Origin of the sequence: Spongiactinospora gelatinilytica, from assembly GCF_003236385.1 — a bacterium.
In the GTDB taxonomy this organism is placed as follows: domain Bacteria; phylum Actinomycetota; class Actinomycetes; order Streptosporangiales; family Streptosporangiaceae; genus Spongiactinospora; species Spongiactinospora gelatinilytica.
This window is the reverse complement of the sequence record NZ_POUA01000433.1, coordinates 1-5,922: the sequence shown is the minus strand read 5'-3', so window position 1 is coordinate 5,922 and position 5,922 is coordinate 1. Positions and strand designations below refer to the sequence as shown.

Sequence of the window (5,922 nt, the reverse complement as noted above, 5' to 3'; positions counted from 1 at the left end):
GGCGGGCGAGCGTGGCGCGGTTGAGCGCCCGCGTGCTGAGAACGGTCATCGGCGCGGGGGTCCGTTCCTTTCGGCGTCGGGGGCCTGCTCTGGCCACTCTCGCAGGAGTAGCGGACAGGTTATGGCCGCTTGTCCCGCGAACGGCCACTTGTCCCGCTAACCGCTTGTCTCGTCAACGGCCGCTTGTCTCGTCAACGGCCGCTGCCGGTGTCCAGGCCGCTCAGCAGGAGGTCGGCCAGCGCGGTCACCGCGTCGTCGGCGCTCACCCGCCCCCGGGTCAGCTCGGCGGCGATGGCGTCGGCCGCGCCCAGCACGCCGATGCAGCGCAGCCGCAGCGCCTCGCCGGTGACCGCGGAGTAGGGGACGAGCGCTTCGGCCATCAGGTCGATGTACCTGTCCAGCACTTCGTGCTGCATCGCGTCCAGCTCCGGAATGCCGCGCAGCGCGGCGGCGACGGCGTTCAGCTCCGGCATGGCGGTGGCGCACGCGAAGTAGGCCCCGCTGATCACGCGGGCGACCTCGTGGGGGGTGGGCGCGGCGTCTTTCAGCGCCTCGGTCAGCGCGGCCCGGTGCTGTTCGTCCAGGCGCAGGTAGAGCGCGAGCAGCAGGCCATGGCGGGTGCCGAAGTGGTCGTAGACGATCGGCCTGCTCACCTTGGCGGCCTCCGCGAGGGAGGGCAGGGTCAGGCCGTCGGGGCCATGGGCGCGCACGAACGCCGTGGCGGCGTCGAGCAACTGCTCCCGTCTCGCCTGCTTGGACAGGCGAGTCGATGGTGTCGCCATGGTCCTCCTCGCGTCTGGACCCCAGCTTAAGCTACAAAGTGTAGGCTACAAAATGTAGCTTTGAATCGCCGAGTGGAAGGAAGCACAGATGGAGCAGTTGAAATCGGTACTGATCCTGGGTGGTTCGGGTCAGGCGGGCGCGGACACCGCCACGCTGCTGCGGCGGTGGTACCCGGGGCTGCCGCTGACCATCGCCGGGCGTGACCTCGCCCGGGCGCGGCGGGTCGCCGACGAACTGGACGCGGCCGACGCCGTGACCATCGACCTGCGGCGCGGTGACCTCGGCCTGCCGGGCGGGCGGAGCCATTCGGCGGTGGTCGCGGCGCTGCGGGACTCCCGGCTCAGCGGGCTCCGGTACGCGCAGGACCACGGCCTGCCGTACCTCAGCATCTCCAGCGGCCTGATAGAGCTGGCGCCGGAGGTCATCGCGGGCGCCCAGCGGGCGACCGCCGCGCCGATCCTGCTGGCCAGCCACTGCCTGGCCGGTCTCATCGTGCTGGCGGCGCTGGACGCGGCCCGGGAGTTCGACCGGGTGGAAACCGTCCGGATGGCGGCGGTGCTGGACGAACAGGACGCCGGCGGGCCCGCCGCCATCGAGGACATGGAACGCCTGATGGCGATCTCCACGGCTGGGCTGATCCGCCGCGACGGCGTCTTCACCTGGGTCAGCGGCGCTGCGGCAGAGGTCGAGGTGGCCTGCGCCGACGGCGTCGTACTGCCCGGCCAGCGGGTCGCCATCCCCGACGTACCGAGCGTCGCCCTCGCCACGGGCGCGCTCAACGTCCACTTCGACCTCGCGGCCGGCGAGACCGCGAGCAGGCGGCGCGGCGAACCGGCCTCGATCGAGTTCCGGATCGACATCGAGGGCACGGGGGCTTCCGGCACGCCGCTCAGTACGTCCCGCCACCTCGTCCACCCCGGCGGCCAGCGCCCCCTGACCGCCCTCGGCATCGTCCTCGGCGTGGAACGCCTCCTCGGCCTGCGAGGGGAACCGGCCGCCCCGGGCATCCACACCCCTGAGGCCCTGATCGACCCGACGCTCGCGACCAAGCGAATGGCCGAAATCGGCACCATCCCCATCAACACCTGACGCAGCGGGCAGACCAGGTCCATAGGGCAGGGCCGGATCGGCGGCGAGCCCGCACCGGAGGTGGTTCGCGGGCCGATTCCGGCCGCCGACGCCTCATGCCGGCCGCACCCGGACATACGGGGCTCGATAGTGTCGTGGCCGTGTCGATTTTCGGTGCCGCCATTGACGTCCGTCCGCTGTTCCCGCGCGAACGGCAGGCCATGGTCGGCCTGCTCCGCACGCTGAGCCCGGCGGACTGGGCCAAGCCGACGGTCTGCCCAGGCTGGGACGTACACGACATAGCCGGACACGTCGCCAACGACTACCTGCGCCGCCTGTCGGGCAGCCGTGACGGGTACGGCGGCGCGGTCTTCGCCGACGACGAGACGCTTCCGGCCTATCTGACGCGCACCAACGAGGAGTTCGTCCGGGCGACCCGCCAGCTCAGTCCGTACGTACTGATCGACCTGCTGGAACACCTCGGGACGCAACTCGACGCCATGTGGGCGGCGCGCGACCTGGACGCGCCCGCCGACCTGAACGTCTCCTGTGGGCCTGCGCCGCCATCTGCGCCCTGCTCTCGATCACGATCTGGGTCCTGCTCACCCAGCGCACCCTGGCCCTGCACCCCGATTCGGCAAGGGAACGGGAGCCGATCACGTCTACCTCTCGCTCGAACTACCGATGCATCGAGGCCGGACCGCATGGACCGGGTGGACCGGATGGACCGAGCCTGAGCGCGCGAATCCCCCGCGCGGTACGCGGCCCGCCCCCCGGTGGCGGTCAGGGCCACGCGCCCGCTGGTATCTCTACCCGCGCTGGGGAAGGTGCAGGACATGGGTACCGCGTTGCGAGAGGTGCGGCGGCTCGCGGAGCGGACGCCGCCGTCGCGGGAGCGGTTCATCGACCTGCTGCGAGCCGTGTCGATCGTGGCGGTGGTCCTCGGGCACTGGCTGGCGACCGTGGTCGGCTACGACGAGCATGGCGAGTTGATCGGCCGGTCGGCGCTGCCGGACCTGCCATGGGCGCAACCGCTGACCTGGGTGGTCCAGGTGATGCCCGTGTTCTTCATCGTCGGCGGGTACGCCAACGCCGTGTCCCTCGCCGCGGCGCGGCGCCGAGGCGGGACGGCCACCGAATGGCTGATCAAGCGGAGCGGCCGGCTGATCCCGCCGACCACGGCCCTGGTGCTGGTGCTGGGAGGCGGGGCGCTGGCGGCGGGCCTGTTCGACGCCGACCCCGCCCGGGTTCGCATGGTGGTCTGGCTGGCCTCGATCCCGTTGTGGTTCCTCGTGGTCTACCTGATCGTGGTCGCGCTGACGCCGCCGATGTACGCCCTCCACCGCCGGTACGGACTCACCGTCCCGGCGGTGCTGGTCGGGCTCGTCGCCGTCGGCGACGCGGCCCGCTTCCTCGGCCATGACCTCTGGGGCGACGGCAACTTCCTGTTCGGCTGGCTGGCCATCCACCAGATGGGTTTCGCCTGGCGGGACGGACTGCTCCCGGCCCGCCCCCGCGTCGCCGTGCCGCTGGTGGCCGCCGGGATCGGCGGGCTGCTCCTGCTCACCCTTCCCGGCCCCTACCCGGTCAGTTTGATCAATGTGCCCGGCGAGCGGCTGCACAACATGTCCCCGCCCAGCCTGGCCCTGCTCGCGGTCGCGACCGCCCAGCTCGGGGTGGCGCTGCTGCTGCGGAATCGGGCCGAGCGATGGTTGCGGCGCACCCGCCGGTGGACGGCCGTGGTCGCCGTCAACTCGGTGATCATGACGATCCTTCTCTGGCACATCTCCGCCGCGATCCTGCTCACCGCCGCACTGCACGCGGCGGGCGTACTCCCGACCCCCGAGGCCGGCTCGGCCGCGTGGCTGGCCTGGCGAGCGCCGTTGCTGATCATGTGCACCGCCGTCCTCGCCCTGCTCGTCGCGATCTTCGGACCGATCGAGGTACGCGGCGCCCAACGCTCCCGCCGGCTCCCGATCCCGATCCCGATCCCGGTCCCGGCGGGCCTGGCCCGCACGGCTTCCCGTCCGGTGTTCCGGCTGTGGCTGACCATGGCCGGGCTCGCGGGAGTCGCCTGCGCCCTGCTCGTCAACAGCCTGTGGCCGAGCGCCGCTCCGACCGTATCCGGAATGCCGACATTCGCGCTGATCACCTACCTCGCCTCCGCGGCGGCTTTGCGACTGCTACGTTCGATCCCCCCGGACGGTCTGGCCCATCGGGTGAACCAGCGCAGCACGTACTCCACCGGGCCGTACCGGTGACCGCGCAGCCACCACGCGCTCAGGGCGAGCAACACCACATAGATCACCGCCGCGACCCCCATCACGGCGAACGGTGACAGCCGACCCGCCAGCGCCAGCCCGTAACCGGTGAACACCAGGCAGCACAGCACCGACTGCCCGATGTAGTTCGAGGCCGCCGCCCGTCCCGCCGGGGCCAGCCCGCGGCCCACGGCGGGAAAACGCCTGATCACCTGGAGGAACGTGACCACGTAGGCGGCCGTCAGCAGTACCGAGGCCACGTTGTTCACGGCCATCGAGGGCAGTTCGAGCACGTTCCCACGGCCCTGCGCCCAGGTGAAGAAGCCCGCGGCGGGCAGCCCCACGCCGAAGCCGACCCACTGGATGCGCGGCACGAGACGGGCCCAGCGCTCCGGCTCCTCCAGCACCCGCGCCTTGCCCGCCGCCATCCCGAACAGGAACAGCGCCAGCGCCATCGGCCCCTGCCCGACCCACACGATCATGGCCAGCCCCGGATAGGTCTCGGCCTGGAACGTCAGTACGCCCAGCGGCCCACTCCTGACCAGTTCCTCGGCTCGCACTCCGGCCGCCGTGTCCACCAGCGGCATCGCGTCGCCCGCCGGATCCAGCAGGGTGAGCCCGGCCAGTACCAGCCAGATCACCGACATGACCCCGATGATCCAGCAGCCGACGACGAACGCCCTTCTGGCCGAGATGCCGCGCAGGGCCAGCAGGATCAACCCCAGCATGGCGTACAGGGTGAGGATGTCGCCGATCCACAACAGGAACCCGTGCGCCACCCCGATCGCGAACAGCCCCAGGCACCGCCGCGCCATCCTGGCCTTCACCTTCACGCCGTCCCGCGACATGAGCGTGAAGGAGTAGCCGAACAGGAACGAGAACAGGATGTAGAACTTCGTCAGCACCACCGTGCTGACGAACCACGCGACCGGCCCGTCCGTGATCGACATCGTGCCGGTGATCACGACGTAGCGCGGATCGGCGAAGAAGCCGATGTTGGCCACCAGAATGCCCGCCAGCGCGAACCCGCGCACGGCGTCGATCTCGTGCACTCGCCTTGATCCCGGCGTCTGTGTCATGGCCACGACGCTAAAGACACTGCGCATGGCGGGGCATCGGCCCTTGGCAGATCCTGGGAGCGACGAAAGTCTATGACTGCGGCGGCACCGGGGGGTTACGCGCTTCGGCGTACACACCGCGACCGGACCTGCCGATCATGGCGACCCGCCCCGATATAAGGGTCTTGGATCTGCCGCCGTGTCTAAATCCCCCGAGAGCCGCGTACGGCCGACCCGTTCCGGACAGTCGTCCGGATATATCCGCCCACCCGATGCGCATCCCCTGTAAAGCCTGCCACCCGCACGAAATCGACTGAGATCGAGGAAAATCGAACCGAGCTCCTACGCCCCTTTGCGGGCCTCTTCCATCTCAACCGATCACGCTCGCAGACGTCTGAGCCGCCGGCACACTTCCGCGATCAACGGCATCGTGATCACTACATCCCACCCGGTCCCGACGAGGGGACCCCAATGCGCCATTCTGCCGCCGACCGCTGGCGAATGACCACAAACGAGCAAGAGACCAGATCCACGGTCGCGGGATCTAGCCTCTAGGTTGGGGAAACATGGTGGGGCTACCAGGACTTGAACCTGGGACCTCTTCCTTATCAGGGAAGCGCTCTAACCGTCTGAGCTATAGCCCCGCAGAGTGTGGCATTGAGCGTATCGCATCCAAGTGGGCGGAGCGAACCGGTTGCCAACGGGGAAAAGCTTACCGTGTCGCAAGGGGTGGGTGGGCCATCGTCCCCGCG

5 protein-coding genes and 1 tRNA gene are annotated in these 5,922 nt (G+C 70.1%); 3 read left to right on the top strand and 3 right to left on the bottom strand.

Annotation, left to right across the window (positions count from 1 at the left end; genetic code table 11):
• Window positions 1-191: 191 nt before the first annotated feature.
• Window positions 192-782: a TetR/AcrR family transcriptional regulator gene (locus tag C1I98_RS33945; protein ID WP_111171427.1), complete on the bottom strand. Its 591-nt coding sequence runs from the start codon at window positions 780-782 to the stop codon at window positions 192-194.
• A gap of 88 nt (window positions 783-870) precedes the next feature.
• On the opposite strand from C1I98_RS33945, the gene C1I98_RS33940 reads away from it, so the two are divergent.
• The 3 genes from C1I98_RS33940 (at window position 871) to C1I98_RS33930 (ending at window position 4,112) form a co-directional block, all read left to right on the top strand.
• A complete protein-coding gene (locus tag C1I98_RS33940; protein ID WP_111171426.1) occupies window positions 871-1,872 on the top strand; it encodes a saccharopine dehydrogenase family protein in 1,002 nt (333 codons plus the stop codon).
• Window positions 1,873-2,012: 140 nt separating this feature from the next.
• The gene (locus C1I98_RS33935; protein ID WP_199537424.1) at window positions 2,013-2,588 is read left to right on the top strand and encodes a maleylpyruvate isomerase N-terminal domain-containing protein; all 576 of its coding nucleotides are present in this window, start codon (window positions 2,013-2,015) and stop codon (window positions 2,586-2,588) included.
• A 99-nt stretch (window positions 2,589-2,687) separates the two neighbouring features.
• On the top strand, window positions 2,688-4,112 hold the full coding sequence (locus C1I98_RS33930; RefSeq protein ID WP_199537423.1) for an acyltransferase family protein: 1,425 nt from the start codon (window positions 2,688-2,690) through the stop codon (window positions 4,110-4,112).
• Here the strand turns inward: C1I98_RS33930 and C1I98_RS33925 are convergent.
• Both C1I98_RS33925 and C1I98_RS33920 read right to left on the bottom strand, forming a co-directional pair.
• On the bottom strand, window positions 4,004-5,191 hold the full coding sequence (locus C1I98_RS33925) for a DUF418 domain-containing protein (RefSeq protein ID WP_158558293.1): 1,188 nt from the start codon (window positions 5,189-5,191) through the stop codon (window positions 4,004-4,006). The genes C1I98_RS33930 and C1I98_RS33925 overlap by 109 nt on opposite strands.
• A 546-nt stretch (window positions 5,192-5,737) precedes the next feature.
• Window positions 5,738-5,814: transfer RNA gene (locus tag C1I98_RS33920), tRNA-Ile, on the bottom strand.
• Window positions 5,815-5,922 lie beyond the last annotated feature (108 nt).